Origin of the sequence: Aerococcus urinaeequi (genome assembly GCF_001543205.1) — a bacterium.
Classification (GTDB): Bacteria; Bacillota; Bacilli; order Lactobacillales; family Aerococcaceae; genus Aerococcus; species Aerococcus urinaeequi.
In genome coordinates, this window is the sequence record NZ_CP014162.1 from 138812 (window position 1) to 161768 (window position 22957).

General features: G+C 39.3%; 23 protein-coding genes and 1 riboswitch. Of the genes, 8 read left to right on the top strand and 15 right to left on the bottom strand.

Annotation, left to right across the window (positions count from 1 at the left end; genetic code table 11):
- Nucleotides 1-192: 192 nt before the first annotated feature.
- A riboswitch (Lysine riboswitch) is annotated at nucleotides 193-356 on the top strand.
- A 103-nt stretch (nucleotides 357-459) separates the two neighbouring features.
- Together AWM74_RS00650 and AWM74_RS00655 are read left to right on the top strand one after the other, a co-directional pair.
- On the top strand, nucleotides 460-2127 hold the full coding sequence (locus AWM74_RS00650) for an ABC transporter permease subunit (protein ID WP_026466191.1): 1668 nt from the start codon (nucleotides 460-462) through the stop codon (nucleotides 2125-2127).
- A 12-nt stretch (nucleotides 2128-2139) separates the two neighbouring features.
- On the top strand, nucleotides 2140-2898 hold the full coding sequence (locus AWM74_RS00655; RefSeq protein WP_026466192.1) for an amino acid ABC transporter ATP-binding protein: 759 nt from the start codon (nucleotides 2140-2142) through the stop codon (nucleotides 2896-2898).
- 248 nt (nucleotides 2899-3146) lie between these two features.
- Here the strand turns inward: AWM74_RS00655 and AWM74_RS00660 are convergent, their stop codons facing one another.
- The 7 genes from AWM74_RS00660 to tsaA form a co-directional block, all read right to left on the bottom strand.
- Entirely contained in the window at nucleotides 3147-3920 is a 774-nt protein-coding gene (locus AWM74_RS00660) for a CHAD domain-containing protein (RefSeq protein WP_026466193.1), read from the bottom strand.
- 119 nt (nucleotides 3921-4039) lie between these two features.
- Nucleotides 4040-4921 (bottom strand): DUF368 domain-containing protein, encoded by an 882-nt coding sequence (locus AWM74_RS00665; protein WP_026466194.1) that lies wholly within the window; start codon nucleotides 4919-4921, stop codon nucleotides 4040-4042.
- Between the two features lie 150 nt (nucleotides 4922-5071).
- The gene (locus tag AWM74_RS00670; RefSeq protein WP_026466195.1) at nucleotides 5072-6133 is read right to left on the bottom strand and encodes a GGDEF domain-containing protein; all 1062 of its coding nucleotides are present in this window, start codon (nucleotides 6131-6133) and stop codon (nucleotides 5072-5074) included.
- A 358-nt stretch (nucleotides 6134-6491) separates the two neighbouring features.
- Nucleotides 6492-8309 (bottom strand): DUF2207 family protein, encoded by a 1818-nt coding sequence (locus tag AWM74_RS00675; RefSeq protein WP_060774335.1) that lies wholly within the window; start codon nucleotides 8307-8309, stop codon nucleotides 6492-6494.
- Nucleotides 8303-8845: a LemA family protein gene (locus AWM74_RS00680; protein WP_003141927.1), complete on the bottom strand. Its 543-nt coding sequence runs from the start codon at nucleotides 8843-8845 to the stop codon at nucleotides 8303-8305. Before AWM74_RS00680 ends, AWM74_RS00675 begins: the two co-directional genes overlap by 7 nt.
- Before the next feature lie 145 nt (nucleotides 8846-8990).
- Nucleotides 8991-9884, bottom strand: a complete 894-nt coding sequence (locus tag AWM74_RS00685) for a fumarylacetoacetate hydrolase family protein (protein WP_026466197.1) — start codon at nucleotides 9882-9884, stop codon at nucleotides 8991-8993.
- Between the two features lie 10 nt (nucleotides 9885-9894).
- On the bottom strand, nucleotides 9895-10578 hold the full coding sequence (tsaA, locus tag AWM74_RS00690; protein WP_026466198.1) for a tRNA (N6-threonylcarbamoyladenosine(37)-N6)-methyltransferase TrmO: 684 nt from the start codon (nucleotides 10576-10578) through the stop codon (nucleotides 9895-9897).
- Between the two features lie 141 nt (nucleotides 10579-10719).
- On the opposite strand from tsaA, the gene AWM74_RS00695 reads away from it, so the two are divergent.
- A complete protein-coding gene (locus AWM74_RS00695; RefSeq protein WP_026466199.1) occupies nucleotides 10720-11271 on the top strand; it encodes a hypothetical protein in 552 nt (183 codons plus the stop codon).
- Between the two features lie 61 nt (nucleotides 11272-11332).
- Here the strand turns inward: AWM74_RS00695 and AWM74_RS00700 are convergent, their stop codons facing one another.
- Nucleotides 11333-12277, bottom strand: coding sequence for an exonuclease domain-containing protein (locus AWM74_RS00700; protein ID WP_026466200.1), 945 nt, complete (start codon nucleotides 12275-12277; stop codon nucleotides 11333-11335).
- Nucleotides 12278-12389: 112 nt separating this feature from the next.
- Here AWM74_RS00700 and AWM74_RS00705 point away from each other — a divergent pair, with 112 nt between their 5' ends.
- The gene (locus AWM74_RS00705) at nucleotides 12390-12833 is read left to right on the top strand and encodes a YaiI/YqxD family protein (RefSeq protein ID WP_026466201.1); all 444 of its coding nucleotides are present in this window, start codon (nucleotides 12390-12392) and stop codon (nucleotides 12831-12833) included.
- 4 nt (nucleotides 12834-12837) lie between these two features.
- On the opposite strand, the gene AWM74_RS00710 is transcribed toward AWM74_RS00705, so the two are convergent.
- Nucleotides 12838-13113 carry a DUF503 domain-containing protein gene (locus tag AWM74_RS00710; protein ID WP_026466202.1) on the bottom strand — a complete coding sequence of 92 codons (276 nt, stop codon included), beginning with the start codon at nucleotides 13111-13113 and terminating at the stop codon, nucleotides 12838-12840.
- Nucleotides 13114-13246: 133 nt separating this feature from the next.
- On the opposite strand from AWM74_RS00710, the gene AWM74_RS00715 reads away from it, so the two are divergent.
- Nucleotides 13247-14206, top strand: coding sequence for a 2-hydroxyacid dehydrogenase (locus AWM74_RS00715; RefSeq protein WP_026466203.1), 960 nt, complete (start codon nucleotides 13247-13249; stop codon nucleotides 14204-14206).
- 83 nt (nucleotides 14207-14289) lie between these two features.
- Here AWM74_RS00715 and AWM74_RS00720 read toward each other — a convergent pair whose 3' ends face one another.
- Nucleotides 14290-16473 carry an ABC transporter substrate-binding protein/permease gene (locus AWM74_RS00720; protein WP_026466204.1) on the bottom strand — a complete coding sequence of 728 codons (2184 nt, stop codon included), beginning with the start codon at nucleotides 16471-16473 and terminating at the stop codon, nucleotides 14290-14292.
- A gap of 274 nt (nucleotides 16474-16747) precedes the next feature.
- On the opposite strand from AWM74_RS00720, the gene ybaK reads away from it, so the two are divergent.
- A complete protein-coding gene (gene ybaK, locus AWM74_RS00725; protein WP_026466205.1) occupies nucleotides 16748-17230 on the top strand; it encodes a Cys-tRNA(Pro) deacylase in 483 nt (160 codons plus the stop codon).
- Nucleotides 17231-17279: 49 nt separating this feature from the next.
- Here ybaK and AWM74_RS00730 read toward each other — a convergent pair whose 3' ends face one another.
- Nucleotides 17280-17672, bottom strand: a complete 393-nt coding sequence (locus AWM74_RS00730) for a YccF domain-containing protein (protein ID WP_026466206.1) — start codon at nucleotides 17670-17672, stop codon at nucleotides 17280-17282.
- A 171-nt stretch (nucleotides 17673-17843) separates the two neighbouring features.
- Here AWM74_RS00730 and AWM74_RS00735 point away from each other — a divergent pair, with 171 nt between their 5' ends.
- Nucleotides 17844-18653, top strand: coding sequence for a Cof-type HAD-IIB family hydrolase (locus AWM74_RS00735; RefSeq protein WP_051218258.1), 810 nt, complete (start codon nucleotides 17844-17846; stop codon nucleotides 18651-18653).
- A gap of 102 nt (nucleotides 18654-18755) precedes the next feature.
- On the opposite strand, the gene AWM74_RS09570 is transcribed toward AWM74_RS00735, so the two are convergent.
- The 4 genes from AWM74_RS09570 to AWM74_RS00750 all read right to left on the bottom strand — a co-directional run bounded on the left by AWM74_RS09570 (nucleotide 18756) and on the right by AWM74_RS00750 (nucleotide 21724).
- Nucleotides 18756-18887 carry a hypothetical protein gene (locus AWM74_RS09570; protein WP_256379455.1) on the bottom strand — a complete coding sequence of 44 codons (132 nt, stop codon included), beginning with the start codon at nucleotides 18885-18887 and terminating at the stop codon, nucleotides 18756-18758.
- A 181-nt stretch (nucleotides 18888-19068) separates the two neighbouring features.
- Nucleotides 19069-19845, bottom strand: a complete 777-nt coding sequence (locus AWM74_RS00740) for a Cof-type HAD-IIB family hydrolase (protein ID WP_236702837.1) — start codon at nucleotides 19843-19845, stop codon at nucleotides 19069-19071.
- A gap of 75 nt (nucleotides 19846-19920) precedes the next feature.
- Nucleotides 19921-20868 (bottom strand): Gfo/Idh/MocA family protein, encoded by a 948-nt coding sequence (locus AWM74_RS00745; protein ID WP_026466209.1) that lies wholly within the window; start codon nucleotides 20866-20868, stop codon nucleotides 19921-19923.
- Entirely contained in the window at nucleotides 20861-21724 is an 864-nt protein-coding gene (locus AWM74_RS00750) for a MurR/RpiR family transcriptional regulator (RefSeq protein ID WP_026466210.1), read from the bottom strand. Before AWM74_RS00750 ends, AWM74_RS00745 begins: the two co-directional genes overlap by 8 nt.
- A 214-nt stretch (nucleotides 21725-21938) precedes the next feature.
- Here AWM74_RS00750 and AWM74_RS00755 point away from each other — a divergent pair, with 214 nt between their 5' ends.
- The gene (locus tag AWM74_RS00755; RefSeq protein WP_026466211.1) at nucleotides 21939-22952 is read left to right on the top strand and encodes a Gfo/Idh/MocA family oxidoreductase; all 1014 of its coding nucleotides are present in this window, start codon (nucleotides 21939-21941) and stop codon (nucleotides 22950-22952) included.
- The last annotated feature ends 5 nt before the right edge of the window (nucleotides 22953-22957 follow it).

Consider the following 22957-nt stretch of genomic DNA (forward strand, 5'->3'; position numbering starts at 1 on the left):
ACTTTCGTTCCACCTAGCTTTCATAATCTTAGATATTTTACCATTTATCCCGAATAATGGCTAGACCTAGCCACTATCTGCTTTTAATGATCAAAAAAGGTAGAAAAATTGCAATGATTTTAAGCTATCATGAAAGATTTAATCAGATTTTCATGACAAGTCAATATTCTTCGTGTATGATGAGATACGATATATTGAGATAGAGGTGCGGAGCTTATCAGTACATACCCGAGCGGGAGCGTTGAAAGTATGGAAAGGAATATTCGCCGAAATATTTTAACCCCAAGTTAAAGTATTGGGCATAAACAAAAAATGTTTATGACTGTCACTTAACCAAGTGATGCGCTATCCTAGGAGTAACGACTGAAAGACTAGTCATAGTCTTACTGCGTACAAAGGGAAGCCTCTATTGCAATTTATTGCTGTAGAGGCTTTTTATTATTTTCGGGAGGTATTATTATGAAAAATCATCAAGTAAGTAACACTTGGCAAAAAGCTTTGATTGCTATTTTGACCATCGTATTTGCCATCGTTGGCCCAACATCCGCTTTTGTTGAAGCGAGTGAGGTCGGCACAACAATTGAGGTTGACCAAGAAGCATTAGCTGAAGGTTTAGACACAGAAGGCGTCCTACGAGTTGGGATGGAAGCCAACTATGCGCCCTTCAACTGGTCGCAAACATCTGACGCGGACGGTGCAGTCCCTATTTCAAACTCTGACGGTGAATATGCAAACGGTTATGACGTACAAATCGCTAAACGTCTAGCTGATTCACTAGGTTTAGAACTTGAAATTGTTAAGTTAGAGTGGGACGGTCTACCACCTGCACTTGAATCTGGCATGATAGACGTGATTATTGCCGGTATGTCACCAACACCAGAACGTCTACAACAAATGGACTTCTCAAATTCTTACTATTCTTCAGATATCGTTCTTGTGACTATGGCTGACAGTGAATACGCAGATGCTACATCGCTAGAAGATTTCGCTGGCACAACTGTTACTGGTCAATTAAATACATTCCATTATGATTTAATTCCGCAAATTACTGACGTAACCCAAGCCACTGCCTTGGATTCATTCCCAACGATGATTACAGCTTTAACTGCTGGTTCAGTTGACGCCTATGTATCTGAAAAACCAGGTGCCATGGCTGCTGTAGCTGCTAACCCTGACTTAACATACGTTGAGTTTGCTGAGGGCCAAGGCTTTAACTTAGGTGAAGTCACTTCTGATATTGCTGTTGCAACCAGAAAAGATTCTCCATTAACAGACATTATGAACCAAGCCTTAGCAACTATTCCAACCGCTGACCGTGACCAATTAATGGAAGATATGGTGAACTTGAACGAGCGCGGTGAAAGTGCTGGTTTCTGGTCTGAAGTTGCGGGCATTTGGGATACTTACGGTTCCCAATTCCTAACTGGTGCTGGTAACACTATGTTTATCGCGTTAAGCTCGACAATTATGGGATTTGTCATTGGTTTATTGATTGCTATCTACCGTTCATTAATCGTTCGTCGCGATCAAAAACCAGTTGCCTACTTCTTCTATAAATTATTCGACTTTGTGATTGCTGCCTACATTGAAATCTTCCGTGGTACACCAATGATGGTACAAGCTATGATGATTTTCTATGGTTCAAGACTATTCTTCAATTTCCAAATGTCTACTATGTTTGCAGCCTTACTAATTGTGTCGATTAATACTGGTGCTTATCTTGCCGAAGTGATCCGTGGTGGGATTACCTCAGTGGATAAAGGCCAAACTGAGGCCGCTCGTGCCATTGGTATGAACCACTACCAAACAATGACGACAATCGTTTTGCCACAAGCTATTCGGTCAATCTTACCTGCTTTAGGTAACGAATTTGTAATCAATATTAAAGATACGTCTGTATTGAATGTTATCGCAGTAACTGAGTTATTCTTTGTAACGAAATCAGCCGCAGGTTCAACTTACCTAACCTTCCAAACATTCCTAATTACAGCGATTATCTACTTTGTCTTAACTTTTACAACAACTCGTGTCTTGAATTTCATCGAAAATCGTATGGCAGGCAAAAAGACTTACCATGTCTATGAATCTAGCACGAATACAGTAATCAACGGTCAAAGAGAACAATAGGAGGAAAATGACATGCAAAACCAAGATCAATTAATCTTAAATGTACAACATTTAGAAAAACGTTTTGGGGAAAACTTGGTCCTACGTGATATCGACTTCCAAGTACGCCCAGGACAAGTAACCTCTATTATTGGTTCATCTGGATCAGGTAAATCTACCCTACTACGTTGCTTAAACCTACTTGAAGAACCAACTGGCGGCGACATTTTATACCACGGCCAATCGATTTTAAACGGGAAGAAAATGAACATTAATAAATACCGTACCCAAGTTGGTATGGTATTCCAATCATTCAACCTATTTAAAAACTATACAGCCCTAGAAAACTGTACAGTTGGCCAACGTAAAATCTTAGGTCGTAGTCAGGCTGAAGCAGAAGCAGTTGCCCTTAAGAACCTTGAAAAGGTCGGTATGGCACCTTACCGTGACGCCCGCCCTGAGCAACTATCTGGTGGACAACAACAGCGTGTCGCGATTGCCCGTGCCCTTTCAATGGACCCAGAAGTATTACTATTCGATGAGCCTACATCTGCCCTTGACCCAGAAATGGTTGGGGAAGTATTGGAAACAATGACCCAATTAGCAACAGAAGGTCTAACAATGATCGTTGTAACCCACGAAATGGCCTTCGCCCGTGACGTATCAACCAATATCGTCTTCATGGACAAAGGTGTCATCGTCGAACAAGGTCCAGCCAAAGAGGTCATCGATACCCCGAAACAAGAAAGAACAAAAGCCTTCTTGACAAGATACGCAAACGAAAGATTTTAAACTGGATGGTAAAAATGTCGCTTAGACTAGCCGTACTGTAACCAGTCCTTCTAGATCTGAAAGATATTGAAGGATTTGGTGATATGTCAGCGAAGTCTGACATTTTAAACTCGACTATGTAAGGTGCGAGTCGCTCGATCCCGATTTTGAATGAGGGTGCAAGGCGCTACATACTTTCAAATAGCAAAAAATTACAAAAAGCAGTTGGAAAACCCAGCTGCTTTTTGTGTATTATCTTATTCTTAAGTCTATTCCGCGCATTCGATATCATCGCGAATTTGAATTAATAAATCACGCACATTTTCATCTTTTACCTTGTCTGCGTATGCTGTCAGTAAATCATAATTGACATACGCATCTGTAATTTCACCGAATTCAGATTGAATGGCCTTGGCGTCTTTTCTGTATTGGTTTAAGTCTTTAGAAACCGTCTCGTCGAAGTAAGTGGCTGCATACCGCACCTTCTTGGCACTCTTTCTAATTTCGTGGACTGCCTCGTAGTCAGAAATATCCACTGTCTTAAAGGCGTATCGCAATTTTTTATCCTTCTTTTTCAGGCGCTTAAGCGTATACTTCTTCCAGTCTTTCTTATTTATAAATAGGTCGAGTTCAAGGATTTCTTTCGCATCCTCAATAGCCTGCTGAATGGTGGCGCTATTGCCCTTATTAAAAGTCCGATTCACTTCTATCCGACGTTCTTTCACGAAGGTGTTAAACAGCTGGTAATAAGCCTCGCTGGTTTCAGGATGATTTACTGCATAATCTTCGCAATATGCATAAAGCACATCCAATTCACGAAGGGGCCCAAATACGCGCGCTGCTGCACCCAATTGCTGGTTCAACTTGTTATAATGGTCTTTGTCCATACGTTTTTTTATAAAGTTAAGTAGACCACGTAATTCTCGAATTGAAACACGCAAATCGTGGACTAGTTCATCGGAAAATGGGTTGTTCTGATAATCTAGATATAAGCCTGACACCTTATTTATCTGCTGTCCAAATACTTCATGCCTTTTATTCATTCAAAACACCCCCTTCCCTAGAAATTCCTTTTCATATAATTTCATTATACAAAATAAATTATTATCCGTAAAACGAAAAAGGCACTCCCTACAAAAGGAAGTGCCTGTTTTTAGACAATTTAGTCATTTGAATATTTTTCTTCAATTTTTGAGAACCATAATGAGAAGATTGTCCCTAATACAAAGGCAATCACACACCAAATCAATGTATTCATGAATGATAAACCAGAATTTGCTAAACCTTCAGCTGAGAAACCTGGAAATACTTGTGTTGGGAATAAGGCAATCGATGAACCAATTACAGTCCCTAAAATAAAGTGGTACATTTTAGAGTAGTAATGTTTGAAGGCCCATTCAGCAGCCTTCGCTAAACCAATGACACACAGTAACCCACCTAATCCTAATGGAATAATGACTGAAAAATCAAGAGCTGCGATACCTGCGGCCATTTTGTCATATAAACCAAAATAAATTAAGAAATTTGATGGACTCATCCCTGGTACAATAACCCCTAAACCAATCAAAGCACCTGATAATACCCAGGCGATAAATGATGGTTGTACTTGTGTAATCCCTTGACCACCTAAGAACATGATCAAGAAAATGATGACTGCAGTTACTGCAAGCAAGGCTAAGTCAGATGTACTGCGCCCTTCTTTTCCAGCCGACTTAAATAGTGATGGTAAAGTCCCCACTACGAAGCCGATAAATAAGGTAATAAAAATAGCTGCGTAAAGTCCAAAGGCTTTTTCAACGAAAATTGAGAATACTAAGATTCCTAATAAAAAACCAATTCCAACTGGAATAAAGTAACGGACATTTTTCCAGAAATTTTCAGTAATATTAGCTAAAAAGTTAATAATTTGATCGTACAAGCCGAAAATGACAGCTAGGACTCCACCTGAAAGACCTGGTAGAATTCCTCCTATTCCAACAGCTGCACCCTTCAGAACACGGATAAACCAATCTGCCGAAAAGACGGCATCTTTTTTATTATTCATTTATTCTCCTCTTTCAATTCCTTTTTTTACTAGACAGTTCAATAAGACGAGTCCAGTATACTCTTATCTAATACTTATTGTATCAATCTTTGGGCTGAGAATCATCGTTGAAGGCTAAAAATTGTGAAAGATCCGGTTGAAAATAATCAATTAATCGAAAATCAACCCGCCTTTAGCGTTCACCGTCTGGTTCTTCCCTTGGTGTTTCGCTTGATATAAGGCTTGGTCAGCCCGCAATAAGGTAATTTTCATATCTTCATGCGGTTTTCTATGGGCCACTCCAATTGAAACTGTAATCTTCAAAGGCTCGCCCTCTTCACTAAATAGCGGCATTTCAGCAATCCTGTCATGGATAGATTCGGCTAAATCCAGCGTCTTTTGTCCCGTCCCATCAAAGACTAGACTCACGAATTCTTCCCCACCATACCGGTAATAATCGAATAAATCAGACTTTAAATTATTCAAAACGATGCCTATTTCTTCGAGTGCCTTATCGCCCACAAGATGACCATGGGTATCATTTAAATTCTTGAAATTATCAATATCAAGAATTAATAGCGAATAGGAATGATTATTTTCTGAAATTTTCCCAAGGTCTTCATCTAATTTCCGGGCGTTATATAGGGCTGTTAGGCTGTCGTGCACTGAGGTTTGGTAGAGTTTGTCTAGATCGTTGGTGAAGCGGTAAGAAAAGTATATGAATACCGATGACAAAACAGCCAGCAATAGGTAAGCTGAAAATACTTGGGCGAGATTTTCTAATCGAATAAAGGACATTGGCGCAGATATAACAATAACCATCATCACTAAAAACCACAGTTGGAAGAACTCTGAATACTTGGATTTAATACGGTCAAAGACACCTAAACTCAGCAAAATATAGGCTAAGGCGATTAAGAGGTTTAAACTGGACAAGATTAAGTCGCCAAAGAAAAAACGACAAATCGCAACCAACACTATTGTCGGATGGGCAATTTCCTTATCCAAATACACCATGGTATAGGCGAATAGTACCGGCCTGAAGTCAAAGCGCACACCTTCAGCTGTAAAGGATGACATCATCAAGCAAATACCCGCTGCCGTTTGTAGGCCAATAAAGAGGTTACGGTTGTTGATTGGATTTCGTCTTTTCTCAATACTATATCGCCAGCGCCAAACAAAATAAATATCCATAAAAATAATTGCCATATTTGCTAAGACATTTACAATCATGCTATCCTCCTATATCCATTAATGTATATAATATTCCTAAATAAAAATATTATCTTAAAATTTTTATTTAGTCCTGTCTTCACACGAAAACTCATTCCACTAAATATATCACAATTGGTCGGCTGGAAAAAAACTAAAATAATTTTCATGAGAGAAAACTCTTGGAAATTTATCCATTACTTAATTATTAAAATTTCATCTCCCAATTTGGCCATAACTTTACACATAATTATTGATAATAATTTATATTGTTGAAAAGTCTGTTATGCATGTTTGAAATTATTCGTAAATAAAAAAGCCAACTAAAACGAGTCTAGTTGGCTAATACAATTATTGTTCGCATTTATATTGTGACAGACTAGCGAACACCGCCGCCGCCACCTCCACCGAAGGAACCGCCACCACCACCGAAGCTGGTACCGCCACCTCCACCAGATGATGAAGAAGCTGTTGCAGCGCTATGACCGTCTGAATAAGATCTGTTAAGCATTGAACCATAGTATGCGTAGTAGAAGAATGGTGCATCTGAGTAAGTTGAGATTTCAGCATATTCAGGATAAATCTTACGGAATTCTTCTTCCACTTCATCAGCAATACCAAAAGCACCCGCATAAATCATTAATTCATCCCATAAGGCAACTTCATTGGTTTGACGCTCATTTAGTAATGAGAAGTCTAACAGATAGTTTTTGAATTTCACGATATTATCGCGTAGTTCAAAGCCTTTATCTGTATAAGCGACACCTGCCACTTCATGGGCGATATCTAAGTCGCTTTTTTCACGACGTGATTTGGCTGTTAAGCCGACAAAAGTGTAGCCATTTTCTTCCAAATAATCTGATGAATAAGAATCTAAGGCTGCTTCATAGGCCTCAATTTTCTTGTAATTCTTTTCGATATATTTAGAGAAGGCTTTTTGTTCAACACGGCCGTCTTTTTGAGCAACACGTTGCATCAATTTAAACAATCGTGCTGATGGGCCGGTTGGCGCCTTGTCTGATTGAATATAGATAACGGCTTGATCTTTCGACCTTAGAAAGCCATCGATTTCTTCTTCACGGACGGTGATATAGCCGTTTTTAACCAGATATAAAATACCGGCAGTCATATAATTTTGGCGTAACTCACTCTTATTATCAATTAACTGTTCTAAAATTTTATATAGTTGAAATATATCTTCACTTGGGGCCTGACGGTAATATTCACCTTGTGTACGCTTTTCCATAGTGGTCATCGTTGGATAATATTCTCGATATTTTCGTTGATTCGCCACATAATGACCTATACCCCATACACCAGCACCAAGTCCACCAATACCAGCAGCTGCTGCTAAACCAAGGATGACCTTAGTAGATGTTGAGGTTGAAGTATCGGCTTCATTTGCCCCGTTCATTTCTTGAATTTCTTCATAAGTGGCATTAGGATCATAATCTTCATAGTTATAAGATGACCCTTCAAATGCTTGCTCTACAAATGAATCAAAGGTTCTATCTTCAATGACAAAATCAGTTGGATAGGTCCCATCAGGAATACGCAATAGAATCGTTACATAGTTGTTTGACCCTAAAGCTTCAGTCGATTCTGTTTGTACGACACCATCGCTTGTGATATCAATATTACCTTTGTAACCAACCCCCCAAATGCGGTTATCTTCATAATTCATTGTTTGTACATCTGAGGAAATTTCTACGGACACAGCTTCCGGAGATGGCGATAGGTCTGAGTTAATAAACTGCCAATAGACCATTTGATCCGTTGATGTTTGTGTAACAAAATTTGAAATCTCATATGACAACTCGTATGTATGTTGCCCGTATTCAGTAATCCCCCAATTCAGTTCATTCGTGTTTTGCCCATAGGTACCCGCTTTTTGGTCAAAGCTATCATCAATATCCCAAGATGATTGTTCTTCCATAGGCTGTCCATCCATTGAAACTGTAAAATTCGAGATATCCTGAACATCTTCAAGATTCAAACCCTTATAAATCTCAGTTCCCTCATCAGTATTCATGTCCCAGATTTCATGGATTAAGGCTGAACCATCCGACTGTAAAGTCACATCTACATCGATTGCATTAATCTCATTCGCCAATACTGATTGAGGTGCTACCCAAAATAAAACCAACGCACCAAAGGCTATGATTGTATCAATAGCTTTTTGATGTGTTTTTACCATTGTGGCATCTCCGCTTTTTCTGCTGAATTTTCAAAGTATTCTTCTGGTGTAAATCCTGTAAATCCAGCAATAACAGAATTCGGGAAAGTTTTAATTAAACGATTGTATTTAGTAACAGTGTCATTAAAGACCATACGTGACTGACGTACATTGTTTTCATAAGTGTTTACAGAATTCATTGTTGATTGGTAAACGTCCGAAGCTTTTAAATTCGGATATTGTTCCACTACTACATCAATTGAACGTAAGGCACGGTTGAAAGCTGCATCATCTTTTTCCACATCACTTACAGATGAGTTACGTGATACATTCGAACGTGATTCAACGATTTTAGTTAAGGTATCATGTTCATGTGTTTGATATTGTTTGGTTGCTGAAATTAAATTTGTTAAGGCATCCCAGCGAGATTCTACTTGTGCTGCAATTTGTGCCATGGCATTTGATACCATTTCTTTGGAACGTACGAAGTTATTGTAGGCTCCAATCCCCCACACAACTAATATAACGATTATAGCAATGACAATAATCCACACCATAATATCCAACTCCTTTTCTTTTTATATTTTAATTATACTTTAAATGTCATCGTCAATAAAGCGATACCCTCGGGCATTGTATAAAAAAGAGAGGTAAAGTACTATATTGACATACTTACATCTCTCAAATTTCTATATATTTCTCTTATTCTTCTATTTCAAAGCTATTGGTTAAACGACCTAATCCTTCAATTTCAATCGAAATTTCATCGCCTGTTTTAAGCCAGTTTTGTTGATCTTCTGGATAACCTAATACTACCCCTGAAGGTGTACCTGTTAAGATGATATCCCCTGCTTGTAAGGTCATGTATTCTGAGATATAAGACACAATCTCAGCCACCTTGAAAATCATTTGCTTGGTACTAGCTGATTGAACTTCTGCACCATTACGGTATGTCTTAATGGCTAAATTGTTGATGTCCACTTCATCTTTTGTTGTTAAATAGGGACCAACGGGTGCAGAGAAATCGTTTGTTTTACCAAGTAACCATTGACTTGATTTAAACTGTAAGTCACGAACGGATACATCATTGGCTATAGAATAGCCAAATACGGCATCTAGGGCCTCGGAATGAGAAATGTTTTTAGCTGTTTTGCCAATTACGACTACTAATTCTCCTTCATAATCAAATTGTTCGCCGTGTTTATTCAATGGGATGACCTGATTATGGCTGGCTAAGGCGTTATTAAACTTTGAAAATAAAACGGGTTCTTCTGGATCATCAGAGATTTTTGATTCACTCACATGGTCATGATAATTTAAGCCCACACAAATTATTTTCTCAGGATTATGGATAACAGGCGCATAGACAATGGTGTCCGCATCCACAAAGTTCACTTCATGGGCGTGGTGGGTATAGTAGTCTAGAATTTGTTGAATACGATCCTTGTATGCCCCTTCAATAATGTCCTTCAGTTGGTTTGGGACTCGAATACCTAATGTTTCACTTGCTTCTCTGATGTCGATAATCCCTAAGTCACTCAGGACACCGACTTGAATGTCATTTGAATTTGCCTGGAAATATTGAATAAATTTCATGTTCAACCTCCTATGATTCTGCCTGTTCAGTGATTTTTACTACCCTTAAAATACCACTTTTGACTGTAAAATGTACCTCATAAGCATCAAAACGCATGCCGTAAATTTTATCAGGATTGTCTTGGGTTCTAGGTCTCGGGTCTTGAGCTAAAACGGCTTGCAGTTGGGTAAGTAAATATTCTGGTAACCCCGCAGTCACCGCTTCAGGCATATCGACTGTCAGTGGTTGCCAAGATACTTCATCTGTAAAACCAGCCCTAACGTCTTCATGGATGTCTGTTTTGACATAGGGTTTGATATCTAAAATAGGTGTTTTATCCATTAAATCAACACCAGATACTTCTAAAGACACTTTTCCAGCCCCGTCTATATGGACTTTTTCTAATTTCACTGAAGACAGGCCAATAGGGTTTGGTCGGTACGGCGACCTGGAAGCAAAGACACCTACCCGTTCATTCCCACCCAAACGAGGCGGTCTGACAGTTGCTTTATTGGACCGACCCTTTTGTGCTGAAAAATGCCAAACTAACCACAAGTAATCAAAGGATTCAATCCCTTTAAAATATTCAATTTGATTGTAAGGTGGATAAAATTGAATCATTCCCTTTACTTGTGGCACAACCATACTTTGTCTCGGAATGCCGAACTTTTCTACAAAAGCCGTTTCTATCCAACCTATAGGTGCTACTTCCATATACATCCTCCATGCTCTTGCTTATTTCTGCTTTATTTTAATTAATTACAATACCAGACGACACTTTCCTCAATATAGTTGTATAAGTTTCCTTCGCAAACTATACTAAGATTAAAGAGAAACATGACAAAAGGAGATTTTATGGCGAACTTAGATACGATAAAAAAACTTTACAAAGACTACCCTGAAATGCCTTATATCAATCCAGACCGTGATTTCGATACCTTTATGGATAAACTGGATGTTCAAAAAGAACACCTAGTTCCAAAACGAAATATGGAACGGACGGAAGAAGGCTTATTACCTGGTCACATTATTTTATTATGGCGTCTTGATTTGGGGACTTTTTCAACTGAATCAGCTATCCCTCGCTATTTTGAGTACATTTACGGCATTCATGCCTTAGATGCCTTGGACAATTTTATTGAAGAAGGTCTAGCTTACCAAATGTCAGCCAAGGAAACTTTGTACTTAGTGAATGCCGGGACTTTGAAAAAAATCCTTAAAAATGCTGGCTTATCGGGCTATTCTTCTATGAAGAAAGATGAATTGGTGAAATATGTACAAGATCAAATCAATGAGGAAGATTTAGCACCGCAAATGCCTATGTTTGCTTATCAAACAACTGAACGCGGTCATGAACTGGTTGAAAAATACGATGATATTATTCAACGGCATGGTCCTAAAGGCTAAACTTTTGAATCAAGAGCTGTGATGATGTCACGGCTTTTTTTGCATCCTCGTTGCGTTAAGCCTACTCCATTTCCAGGAGTTGTTTGAAGATTTTTTCCGAAATAATTTTAATTTTTTCGCCGCGATTAGCGTATTCTTCAGCTTTTTTAAATTTACTTGTTTTCTTCTGCTTATTTAAATCAGATTGTGAGACAATAAGGTATTCTGTCTTAAGGGTGACTGATTTACCTAAAATAGCCCCCTTATTCAAACTAGATTGCATGGCTTCTTCACGAGACATATTATCTAAGTCCCCTGAAAAAACGATAGTCTTATTAAATAAGGGATGCATAGGATTAAAGTCACTTGTTTCTGCCTTTAAGTCCTCCACTTTAATTTGTTTTGGATAGGCACGGCGGTAGAAATCATTCTTGAAGTCTTTTTCACTTTGATAGACTTGCTTAGCTTGGTTGAAGAGTTGGTTGTACACTTCTACCGTAATATAGCAGTCTGTTAACCCCCGGTGAGCGCCCTCGTAAGAAATGCCATAGAATTGGGCCATAGTCCCCAATTTATGGTTGGGTGTTTCTGTTACTAATTTACGGGCGATGGTTAGCACGTCCAGGTAGTCATTTCTCACGGGGAAATTATAAAGGTTTACTGCTGTATCATAAATAAAGCTTAAGTCGAAGTTGACGTTGTAGCCTAAAATGATATCTTCTTGGATGAAATCTAAGAATTCGGGCATAGCCTGTTCAATTGGTGGTGCGGTCATGACCATATGATTGGATATGCCGGTTAAATTGGTGATGAATCCTGAAATTGGTCGGTTGGGTTGGACCAAGGTTGAAAAAGTCCGGTCAATCTGGTGGTCACGAATCCGAATAGCTGATAATTCTAAAATGTCATCGTTACTTGGTTTTAAACCGGTTGTTTCGATATCAATCATGACATAATCTTTTGGAAAACCGATGATTGACTTGCCCATATGCGGTCGTTGTTGACCTGATCTTCTATTGTAAGCCATACTGCCACTTCCTTATTTACTGGTGATTTTACACCTTAATTGCGCATTATTTTGTATACACTTTATTATACTTTTTATTTTCCCATTAGTTAATGATAGAAAGGATGTTTTGATGAAAATCTTTATCGACGGTGACGGTAGTCCCACTAAACAAGAAACTATTCAATTGGCGAAAAAATATGATTTACCAGTCGTTTTAGTAACCTCGATTGACCATTTTTCAAAAAAGCCAGTCGCTGACCACGTGGAAACAGTCTATGTGGAAAGAGGTGCTGACTCGGCCGATTTTAAAATCCTATCCATGATCAGTGCCGGGGATATTGTGGTCACCCAAGATTACGGCCTAGCGTCATTAGCTCTGGCAAAAGCGACGGTCATCCACCATTCTGGCATGATTTATACCGACATGAATATCGACCAACTGCTCCGCCAGCGGTATGAAAGTCAACAGATGCGAAAAGCCAAGATGCGGACGAAGGGGCCTAAACCCTTTACTGCAGAAGACCGTCATCATTTTATTCAAGCCCTAGACAAGATTATTCAAGACCGCCTCTAAAAAGCTATTCATACCAATCTTGTTGGATGACTTCAATTGGATAGTTGGCTTCACAAAAGTCAACAGCTTGATTGAGCATCTTCTCCGCAAAACCGTATGAATTTGACACAATACCCATGCCAAGAATAGCCTGGTTGATGACGTCTTGGTCTCCAGTTTCTGCAACTGAAACACCGTATTTGGCGGATACTTTTTTCATCATACTTTGTAGGATTCGGCGTTTGTCTTTCAGCGAATCGCTAGCAAATGTAAATGTAATTTCCAATCCTAGTAAAATCATGTCACACACCTACCCCTTTTTCCTAAATTTTCTCATACTATTTCCGGGTGTCAACTGTTTGAATTAAAAGCCTTTATGCCTTATAGTGAAAGTAAGAATCGATTGTATAATTAAATGTTGAAAGGAAGATTCCATGAAGATTGCTTTACTAGAACCATTACGCGTACCAGAAGCCCGCATTGACGAATTGGCCCAACCGCTGATTGACGCGGGTCATGAATTTACCTATTACCCTGACAAAACGACTGATCCAAACGAACTTTATGAACGGTCTAAAGACGCTGATATTGTCATGATTGCCAATAATCCCTACCCGGCTGAAGTGATCGAGCGTTTAGAAAACACAAAATTTATCAACGTCGCCTTCACTGGTTTCGACCATGTTAACAGCAAAGCAAGTAAGGATAAAGGGATCGCCATCGCCAATGCTTCAGGATATGCAACAACAGCGGTTGCTGAATTGGCTTTAGGTTTGACTTTAGACCTATTCCGCGCCATCACAAAGGGTAACGACGACATCCGTAATGCCAACTTTCCAGGTCCCTTCCAAGGTCGTGAAATCAAAGGGAAAACGGTTGGTATCGTCGGTACTGGTCATATCGGACTTGAAACGGCCAAATTATTCAAAGCTTTTGGCGCTAATTTAATCGGATACAACCGGTCTGAAAAGCAGGAAGCCAAAGACTTAGGCGTAGAATTAGTTGAACTGGATGAATTATTGCAAAGGGCAGATATTGTTTCAGTTCATTTACCTCTAAATGATGAAACAAGACACTTGTTAAATAAAGACAAATTAAGCTTGATGAAAGAATCTGCTGTGATCATTAACGTTGCCCGCGGGCCGATTATTGATGATGCAGCCTTAGCAGACTTATTAAATGAAGGCAAAATAGCCGGCGCTGGGATTGACGTCTTTGACGGTGAACCGCCATTGCCTGCTGACTACCCATTATTATCGGCTAAGAATGCTATTTTGACACCACATGTTGGTTTCTTATCTGACGAAGCCATGGAATTAAGAGCGCAAATTGCTTTTGAAAACACCAAAGCATTTATCGACGGTAAACCACAAAACATCGTTCAAGAAGCCTAGTTTCCATCAACTTAAATCAAAAAAAAAATCCAGGTTGCCCGGTTAAAGGTGCCTGGATTTTTGGTATGATTAACGTTTATTTATTAGCGTGTAGTTCTTGAACCTACATAACGTTTTTCAATATAGTTTGATAGTTTAGTTAGGATCGTAATGATGATGATGTACATCAAACCAACAATCAACCACATGCTACCTGATTGGTAAGTGCGGGCGATGATGATACGACCTGTTTGCGTCAATTCTACGATACCAATTACGGATAGGATTGACGTATCTTTCAAGGTAATAACGAACTGGTTAATGAATGACGGTACCATCACTTTTACTGCCTGTGGCAAGATGATGCGACGCATTGTTTGACCGTTTGTTAAACCTAGACTTCTTGCTGCTTCAGTTTGACCAGTATCAATGGCTTGGATACCACCACGAACGATTTCACCCATGTAGGCTGCTGCATTAAGTGAAAGGGTTAAGATACCCGCCAAGTTACTTGAAATGGTAATGTTAAACATTTGCGGAATACCGAAGTAGATGAAGAATGACATTACAATTAGTGGTAACCCACGCATGATGTCGATATATACTGTCGCAATTCCTGATAGCACAACGTTACCACTTGTACGCATCAATCCTAAGAAAATACCTAATATTGTCGCAATTACTAATGATACGATAGCTAAGTAAACAGTTGTTCCTAAACCTGATAATAAGGCTGGGAAGTTGTTGGCTAATTGAGCTAAGAAGCCGTTAGAAGAACTTGTTTCGCCTTCTTCAGAATCACCCAAGTATTTACCAACGATTTCATCGTACTCGCCAGATTCTTGAATAGCCGCTAGTCCGTCATTGAACATTTGTAGTAATTCTTGGTTTTCACCAGCTAAAACAGCAAACCCATAAGATACTGGTTCTAATTGGTCACCAATAATTTTAAGGTTCAAACCACCAGAGTTAATCGCGTAAGCCATTACTGGATAATCTTCTACCGCTGCCGATGAGTTACCAGAAATAACATCTTGGTACATGTTAGAAGAGTCATCAAATGTCGTTACGGTAAAACCGTATTCGTCGGCCATTGATTGGGCAATTGTTGCCCCTTGCGTACCCGTTTTAACGGCAACATTTTGCCCTTCTAAGTCTTCATATGATTCAATATCTGAATCCGCTAAAACAGCGAATGTTGTCCCTGAATCAAAATACGGTTCTGAGAAGTCAAATGTTTGTTTACGTTCTTCTGTAATTGACATACCAGCGATTACGGCATCTGCTTGTTGGGTCTCAACCGCTTGAACCGCCGCATCAAAGCCTAATGATTTCAGCTCGTAGTTGAAACCTTGGTTAGCTGCAATAGCATCCAATAATTCAACATCGATCCCAGTGAAGTCACCATTTTCGTCTACGAATTCAAATGGTGCAAAAGTTGTATCGGTTGCAATTGTGTAAGTTTCACCTGAACCAGCTGCTGGTGTTTCTGATGAAGAAGATGTTTCTTCTTGACTAGCACCGTATTCAGCTAAAATGTCATCATATTCACCTGAAGCCTTGATGTTTTCAAGACCGGCGTTGAACATTTCAAGTAATTCAGCATTTTGGCTACCTAATACAGCAAATCCATAAGGCGCTTCTTCAAAATTGTCACCAATGAATCGTAAGTTTAAACCACCTGATTCGATAGCGTAACCCATTACTGGATAATCTTCTACCGCTGCTGCTGAGTTACCAGAAATAACATCTTGGTACATGTTTGGCGAGTCATCGAAAGTATTCACTGTAAAACCGTATTGGTCCGCTAAGTCGGCTGCGATGGTTGCCCCTTGCGTTCCTGTTTTGACAGCAACAGATTGACCTTCTAAATCTTCTAATGATTGGTATTCAGAATCGTCTAATACCGCAAAAGCAGTACCTGATTCATAATATGGTTTTGAGAAGTCAAAGGTTTGTTGACGTTCTTCAGTAATTGACATACCAGCGATTACCGCGTCTGCTTGACCTGTTTCAACAGCTTGAACCGCTGCATCGAAACCTAATGAACGTAATTCATAATCGAATCCTTGGTCTTCAGCGATTGCTGCTAAAATATCTACATCGATCCCAACAAATTCACCTGAATCATCTACGAATTCAAAAGGTGCAAAAGTTGTATCAGTTGCAATAATATAAGTTTCGTCATTACCTGTTTCAGTTGCTTCAACTTTACCAGGTGCGATTGAAAATAATAGAGTAAGCAAACTTACAATAAATACGGAAAATGATAGCTTTTTATGCTTCATCATGTCTTTCCCTCACTTCTTTCTTCATATGTTTTTAATGCTTTCACAAGATAGTTACAAGTATACCTTGAAATTCTCGAAAAAGAAAAGGAAATATCACGCAAAATGTTAGATTTTCTCACATATTTAGATCAAACTTGTCTAATTACTCACACGCCCTATTTTGTTATACCCAATCGCTTTTTTTCGCAAAATAAACATAGATGTGTAAAATAGGATTAAATCATAGAATTAAATCGAAGGATGAAAATATAAAAGAAAGTGATGTTGTGTTATGGCAAAAGCTAAAAAAACCAATGTAATCCGTAAATTAGACCAACAAAAAATTCCCTATACAGAAATGACCCTTCCTGAAGATTTCAAGCCCCGTTCTAGTGAAGATGTTGCTGAAATCCTTGGCATTAATCCAGATCAACAATTCAAAACGCTAGTCACAAACGGAAAATCAAAAGACCACTATGTCTTCCTAGTCCCTGTTAACCATGAGTTAGATCTAAAATTAGCCGCTGCTGCCGTTGGCGAGAAGAATATTCATATGATTGCTCAGAAAGATCTTGAACCCTTAACTGGCTACATTCACGGTGGGTGTTCTCCAATTGGTATGAAGAAGGCCTTCCCAACCATTATTGATGCCTCCGCTCAAAATTATGAGACCATTATTTTTTCAGCCGGAAAACGCGGTTTCCTAGTTGAAGCACCCGTAAATGATCTGGAAAAAGTGATTGCCCAATTAGATTTTGCCGACATTCTGGCCTAAAAAAACTAGCCAAGAGGAACCCAGCTAGTTTTTCCCTATATTTATTCTACTATCTTATATCCATGTAAAGTGTATTTGACGGTACAATTCGCGCACCAAATGGCACTAGGGATAGTAAGGCTAGTTTAAAATGTTGTTTGGCGAATGGGATACCGATAATGGTAATGGCTAAAATAACCCCCATAAATAGGTGCATGACTGCTAATTCTAGACCACCAAAGATTAACCATAGAATATTCCATAGCAAGCCCCCAAAGCCACTTTCCTCACGGACAACGTCTTTACCAAATGGCATTAATGATAATTTGGCAATTTTGAAACATTGTAGGCCTACGGGAATACCAACAATCGTGAGGCACCATAGACAGCCGATAAAGAACCAAGAGATGGCAGAAATAAGCCCACCAAAAATCATCCAAATTAAATTTCCTAAACAACCCATGGGCGTTCATCCTTTCATTTTCGTTTTCAATAGTTTATGGTTATAATATAACATAGATGAGTTTACTAGCCATCCGTCTTACGATGTAATTTTTAAGTTAAAAGTAATTGTAAGCGCTATATAACAGTCTAAAAAAGCTCGCTAGTAAAAAATACCAATTGGAGGATTTACATGAAAGATATTAAATTAATTGCCATTGATATGGACCACACCTTACTGAATGATAAGGGTCAGCTCCCTGAGAACTTTACTGACCAGGTACACGCCTTAAAGGAAAAAGGCATCCAGGTGGCCATCGCATCCGGACGACCACTTTATACATTGGTAGATATGTTCAGTCATATCGAAGACGATTTGATTTTCGTATCTGATAATGGTGCAGCCATTACCAAACAAGGAGAACAATTATTTAATTCAATCATCGATCCAGATGACTACCACAAATTGATGGCCTTTACCCTTGAGCAAAATGAAGCAACTGGTATCCCTATCTTGTGTGCCCTAGACGCTGCCTACATTTCAAAAGCCCATGATCAATATGATCAAATCTACCGGACATTCTATACCAATATTTACTATTTCGACGACTTCGCATCAGTAGATGCTGTTGCTAACAAATTTACAGTGTACACACCAAATAACGATGCCGTTGACCAATATGCGGACATTTACGGTCCGGCTTTAAACAAACAATTCTCTGCCACAACATCCGGAAAAGAGTGGATTGATATTATGAACAAAAATATCGATAAAGGCCAAGGCATGTACCAACTGAGCAACTTACTCAATATCACCACTGACCAAATGATGGCTTTTGGTGATAACTATAATGACATTGAAATGTTGGCTGCAGTTAAATATTCATATGCCATGGAAAATGCCCATGACGATATTAAAGCACAAGCTAATTTTATCGCCCCATCTAATAACGATCTAGGTGTATCAAAAGTCATTCAAGACTTGTTAGACGGTAACTTATAAAAATAAAATAAAAACACAGAAAATAGTTGAACCTCACTTGGTCAGCCATTTTCTGTGTTTTTCCCTCTATTTTGTTCTTCCTTATTCACCTGAAAACATCCACTAAATGACGTAAGGGCCTTTAAACCTCCCGAAGATTTCTGACCATTCTGTTACTTTGGTCCCTAATTTTTCATAAAAATTCAGCACTTCTTTTGAATGGGCAAAAATCAAATACGGGACAACTTGAACCATCCAACCACTCCTTTTTGAAACTGACTGTAAAGTCTCTTTCAACACTTATAGTATATAGTGGAATGCAGCCCAAGTCCCCTGATACCCATTTTACGCATAAAAAAAGAACAATCCCCACTTAAGCTAGCCTTCCTTCTATAGAAAGAACCGTAGTAAGCTGGTGATTGCCCTTTTTTAAACATTAATCAAACAAGCCTAATTGTTCACAGGCTTTATAAATGCCGTCATTCCAGACTTCAGAAGTGATGATATCTGCAGTTTTCTTGACGTTATCGGTCCCATTACCCATGGCAACTGAGGTGCCAACCTTGGCCAACATTTCAAGATCGTTGTCGGCGTCACCGAAGGCATAAGTTTGTGAAATATCCATATTCAATATCTCAAGAACCCTGTCGATCCCGTTGGCTTTAGACACGTCGAATGGATAGATATCCAAATGAGTCGGACCCGTTTGAACGACTTTCAATTCAGTTAACCAGTCGCTCACAATCCGGATATTTTCAGTGGTTACGAGCATTTGAAGGACGTGTTCAGGATATTCACTATCATCCACAATCTTAAATGGTTCACCGTAATCTCTGGCATGAAAGACATTTGGTAGTAAATGAAGTCCTTTCTTGGTGTCAAAAAAGCCTGGCACATTGCGGGAACGCATCTCGTCAATCGTTCGTTCAACTAGTGCTTGGTCAATATAGTTTTGATAAACTAGGTCATTTTCGATATGAACTGCCTGACCATTTGAAGTGATAAATGAATCAATCTTCAATAAGTCTCCCAAGTCCTGCGCACGATTCTTCCATCGCCCAGTCGCAATAATGGGTAGTACATTATTTGCTTTTAACTTTTCAATGGCTAAGTATGTTGAATCGGGCACTTGCTGTTCAATAGGTAAATGATACTTGCTCGAATCAAATAAGGTACCGTCGATATCAAAAAATGCCACTCGTTCAATCTTCATAGAAGAGCCTCCTGTAATTTTCTTACTTTCATTATAGCAGTTTACGCTTTCATTTGATCTGAGTGATTGCATTTACTAAAATATTTCTGCTTTCAATTGATCAATAATGGCTGCGAATTTCTTAGTATCCGCCATTGGCATCCGGTTGCTTTCTAATCTACCTGCTTTTAGATTGGCATGGACATGGGTAATTTCACCATAAAAATCATCGACAATATTTAAAATTTCATTATTTGTGATCTTATCGTCTACAATTAAGTCAAATTTAGTTGGTCGGTGGAAGTCATAAAGCACAATTTCCCCTTTACTTCCTGAAATCACTGCTTTTGCGTCTGTTAATCGGTCAAAACCTGATTCTAGCACTGCTTCCTTACCGTTCACGTCAAATACAGCATTCACGTAAACTTCTACTTGACCATCATGTAACTTGTAATCCAAGTTTTTCAAGACAAATTCACCTGGCAAGATGTCTTCTAGCAAGGCAATGTTATAGACCCCCATATCCAGTAAACAGCCACCTTGACCTTTTTCAAAATGGTAAGAAGCATTGGATTCATCGAATTTTCGACATAAAGAAGTGGTTACCGTGTGGACTTCCCCAATTTCACCTTGTGCGACCAGCTCTTTCACCGCTTGATAAGCCGGTGTAAAGCGACTCTTCATGGCTTCCATAAAGAAAACGGGTTTAGCATTTAAAGCTGCTTCAATTTTTGAAACTTCAGCTTGGTCTATAGTCGCTGGTTTTTCACACAGAATGGCTTTGCCTGCTTGGATGGCTTTCAAGACCCAATCCAAATGGAATTTATGCGGTAAGGCAATGTAGACCGCGTCTACTTGGTCGTCGTCCAATAATGCTTGGTAAGACCCATAAGCCTTTTCACATGGATGGTTAGCTTTGAAAGTTTCAGCCTTTTCAATCGTCCGGTTGGCAACCGCGTATAATTCACCGTCAGTTACCTCCTCTAGACTATTCGCAAAACGGTTGGCAATATTTCCTGCGCCGATAATTCCCCACTTAATCATCTAATGCTCCTCTCTGGATTCGCGTAAACTTTTTGGCAATTTGTTTGTTATTTTTCTGGTAATTGGTCATATAAATCATGGCATATAAAACATTGAAAATATATTCAATGGCAATTTGGGAGGAGAAAGTCCCTATTTTCAGGGAGTCTGACCGCTCCAAATCAACAGTTGTCAGCCAATGGTCAGTCATCCCCGCTAAAACTTTAGCGTCTAGGGACGAAATCAAAATAGTTGGCACACTTTCAGCTTTCAAAATCTCAATAAATTGCTGGTACTTGACTGAATCCGCCCGGTAAGAGGTAAAAATGGCACAGTCAGACTTTAAAATATTGGATGCTACCCAGGCCTCATCCGCGTATTCTTCAGCAATCACAATGAAAATCCCTAATTTAGCGAGCTTATTCTGAAAAGACCGGGCTGAAATTTGCGTGTCGCCTTTGGCAAAAATAAATATCCGTTTGGCATCTAGCATAGTTTTCACACAGGCTTCAAAAGTCTGTTCATCCAAATTGACTTGCATAGCTTCAATCGTCTGCTTGGTCAAACTAGCCATTTTGTTGGCAATATCACTAGTCGAATCTTCCGGTACGAAGGGGAAATTGGCATCCACTGCCCCTTCTTTGAACCGATACTGCTGGGCATAGGCAATTAAAGCCACCCGAAAATCCCTGAAACCTTCAAAACCTAACTTTTGGGTGAAACGGACAATCGCTGAATGCGAGGTATAAGTTTTGGTCGCCAAGTCTCTTAAATTAAACTGGCTGGTCGCTAAAGGATTGCTCAAAATATAAGCCGCTATCCGTTTTTCATTGGGGGTAAATTCTTGATCATTTTTAAGTGCTTGCACTAAATTCATTTTCTCACCTTTTCCTGAAAGGGTTTCCTACTCTTAGCATTGTACGCTATCTGCCTGAAAATTGGTATAGAAGATGTCTTTTTGGTCAAAATGTTCAAAAGACCCCATTAAGTTGACCCCTTCCTGGCAGTTACTACCAGAATAGCCAAATCGCTATCATTTTCCAATCAATACCGCTATATTTAAGATAAATACATTTATGGAGGTTATATTCATGTTAAATATTGCTTATATCGGAAACGGTAAATCCACCAACCGCTACCACCTACCCTTTTCTAGCCGCCTACCGGAAATTGCCAACATTCAAACGATTTACTCACGGTCTGGGAAAAGTGCTTGGCCAGCCCTTGAAGGCGTCCATTACACGAGTAACCTAAATGATATCTATAAAGATGAAGCTATCAACCTCGTTGTCATTACAACACCTAACGCCAGCCACTATGATTTAGCCAAACAAACCCTTGAAGCCGGTAAGAATGTTCTGGTGGAAAAACCATTTGCAGAAACCCGCGACCAAGCCCAAGAATTATTCGACTTAGCCAAAGAAAAAGGACTTTTCATCCAGTGCTACCAAAACCGCCGCTACGATTCTGACTTCTTAACAACACAAAAAGTCATCGAATCAGGTGTTCTTGGCGACTTGATCGATGTAGAAATCCACTACGACCGCTATAATCCTGAATTTTCAGAAAATTCAACTTATAGTCTAATCGATTCCTATACATACGGACTAGGGTCTCATTCCCTAGACCAAGCCATTTCTTACTTTGGCATGCCTGACGACGTCCACTTCGACACCCGTCAAATTCTTGGTGCCGGTAAATTGAATGACTACTTCGACTTTGATTTAAACTACGGCAATTTAAAAGTGGCTGTTTCGGGATCATTAATGCGGTTTGAAGCCAGACCATCTTTTGCCATTTACGGCAAAAGAGGTGTCTTCATCAAGCAAACAAAAGACCGTCAAGAAGAACACTTGAAACTAAACTACACCCCTGATGAACCTGGTTTTGGCCAAGACCTGCCTGAACACTTCGGCACTTTGACCTATCTCGATGACAATGGTGTCTATCACAAGGAAGCGGTTGTTTCTGAACGTGGGGACTACCGTCAAGTTTACCGTGATATTTATGAATCGATTGTTAACGGCAAAGAGAAAGTCGTGAAAGACGAGGAAACATTGTTAGTGATGCAAATTATGGAAGACGGACAAGTCGACTTACATTAATTTTG

Excerpts from the sequence above, each read along its gene's own strand:
- AWM74_RS00730 (WP_026466206.1), bottom strand. The coding sequence starts at position 17,672 with ATGGGTTGTTTAGGAAATTTAATTTGGATGATTTTTGGTGGGCTTATT.
- AWM74_RS00735 (WP_051218258.1), top strand. The coding sequence starts at position 17,844 with ATGAAAGATATTAAATTAATTGCCATTGATATGGACCACACCTTACTG.
- AWM74_RS00705 (WP_026466201.1), top strand. The coding sequence starts at position 12,390 with ATGAAAATCTTTATCGACGGTGACGGTAGTCCCACTAAACAAGAAACT.
- AWM74_RS00650 (WP_026466191.1), top strand. The coding sequence starts at position 460 with ATGAAAAATCATCAAGTAAGTAACACTTGGCAAAAAGCTTTGATTGCT.
- AWM74_RS00700 (WP_026466200.1), bottom strand. The coding sequence starts at position 12,277 with ATGGCTTACAATAGAAGATCAGGTCAACAACGACCGCATATGGGCAAG.
- AWM74_RS00750 (WP_026466210.1), bottom strand. The coding sequence starts at position 21,724 with ATGAATTTAGTGCAAGCACTTAAAAATGATCAAGAATTTACCCCCAAT.
- AWM74_RS00695 (WP_026466199.1), top strand. The coding sequence starts at position 10,720 with ATGGCGAACTTAGATACGATAAAAAAACTTTACAAAGACTACCCTGAA.
- AWM74_RS00665 (WP_026466194.1), bottom strand. The coding sequence starts at position 4,921 with ATGAATAATAAAAAAGATGCCGTCTTTTCGGCAGATTGGTTTATCCGT.
- AWM74_RS00740 (WP_236702837.1), bottom strand. The coding sequence starts at position 19,845 with ATGAAGATTGAACGAGTGGCATTTTTTGATATCGACGGTACCTTATTT.
- AWM74_RS00660 (WP_026466193.1), bottom strand. The coding sequence starts at position 3,920 with ATGAATAAAAGGCATGAAGTATTTGGACAGCAGATAAATAAGGTGTCA.
- AWM74_RS00675 (WP_060774335.1), bottom strand. The coding sequence starts at position 8,309 with ATGGTAAAAACACATCAAAAAGCTATTGATACAATCATAGCCTTTGGT.
- AWM74_RS00715 (WP_026466203.1), top strand. The coding sequence starts at position 13,247 with ATGAAGATTGCTTTACTAGAACCATTACGCGTACCAGAAGCCCGCATT.
- AWM74_RS00755 (WP_026466211.1), top strand. The coding sequence starts at position 21,939 with ATGTTAAATATTGCTTATATCGGAAACGGTAAATCCACCAACCGCTAC.
- tsaA (WP_026466198.1), bottom strand. The coding sequence starts at position 10,578 with ATGGAAGTAGCACCTATAGGTTGGATAGAAACGGCTTTTGTAGAAAAG.
- AWM74_RS00720 (WP_026466204.1), bottom strand. The coding sequence starts at position 16,473 with ATGAAGCATAAAAAGCTATCATTTTCCGTATTTATTGTAAGTTTGCTT.
- AWM74_RS00670 (WP_026466195.1), bottom strand. The coding sequence starts at position 6,133 with ATGATTGTAAATGTCTTAGCAAATATGGCAATTATTTTTATGGATATT.
- ybaK (WP_026466205.1), top strand. The coding sequence starts at position 16,748 with ATGGCAAAAGCTAAAAAAACCAATGTAATCCGTAAATTAGACCAACAA.
- AWM74_RS09570 (WP_256379455.1), bottom strand. The coding sequence starts at position 18,887 with ATGGTTCAAGTTGTCCCGTATTTGATTTTTGCCCATTCAAAAGAAGTG.
- AWM74_RS00655 (WP_026466192.1), top strand. The coding sequence starts at position 2,140 with ATGCAAAACCAAGATCAATTAATCTTAAATGTACAACATTTAGAAAAA.
- AWM74_RS00745 (WP_026466209.1), bottom strand. The coding sequence starts at position 20,868 with ATGATTAAGTGGGGAATTATCGGCGCAGGAAATATTGCCAACCGTTTT.
- AWM74_RS00680 (WP_003141927.1), bottom strand. The coding sequence starts at position 8,845 with ATGGTGTGGATTATTGTCATTGCTATAATCGTTATATTAGTTGTGTGG.
- AWM74_RS00710 (WP_026466202.1), bottom strand. The coding sequence starts at position 13,113 with ATGATTTTACTAGGATTGGAAATTACATTTACATTTGCTAGCGATTCG.
- AWM74_RS00685 (WP_026466197.1), bottom strand. The coding sequence starts at position 9,884 with ATGAAATTTATTCAATATTTCCAGGCAAATTCAAATGACATTCAAGTC.